At 71.1% G+C, this 578-nt stretch carries 1 pseudogene; it reads right to left on the reverse strand.

Annotation, left to right across the window (positions count from 1 at the left end):
- Nucleotides 1–578 (reverse strand): annotated as a pseudogene (locus tag EOA33_RS41230) (LysM peptidoglycan-binding domain-containing protein); the annotation flags it as partial.

Below are 578 nucleotides of genomic sequence, written 5' to 3' on the forward strand. Positions count from 1 at the left end.
GGTGCCGTCGGGCGTGCCGAGATTGATCAGCATGACGCCGACCTTGCCGGCCTTGACCCGCACGGAACCCGCCGGCAGCGGGCCGGCCGTCTTCGCGGCTTTGGGGGCGAGTGGGCTGGACAGCGTCATCAGGATCTCCGGGAACCGCGAAACCGGCGGTGGCGCGGCGAAACTAACGATGCGGCGGCGGTTTTCAATGCTGCGTCTGGCCGCACCTCGCGGCGCCCTGGCCCGAAAGCAGAAGCCCGCCCGTTGCCCGGGTGGGCCTCCGACCTGCCGCGGCGAAATAGCTCCTGCCGCGGGCGGGATGGTGAGCGTCCCGCCGATCGGCAGCCGATGCGGCTCGTAATCCTTGTTGGCGCCCGAGATCAGCTTCCACTTGGTGGCGTCGCCATAGGCCTTCTTCGCCAAATCCCAGAAGGTGTCGCCGGCGACGATGACATGGCTGGCTTCTGCAGGCGTCGCCTCGGCCGGCTTTGCCGGCTCGGCAGCCGGGGCAGGGGCCGCTTCCGCGGGCTTGGCGGGTTCCGCCGCAGGCGCGGCAGGGGGCGTTTCCGCCGGAACCGTCGGCGGGGTCG

The sequence above is a fragment of the Mesorhizobium sp. M4A.F.Ca.ET.050.02.1.1 genome, assembly GCF_003997725.1.
GTDB lineage: Bacteria > Pseudomonadota > Alphaproteobacteria > Rhizobiales > Rhizobiaceae > Mesorhizobium.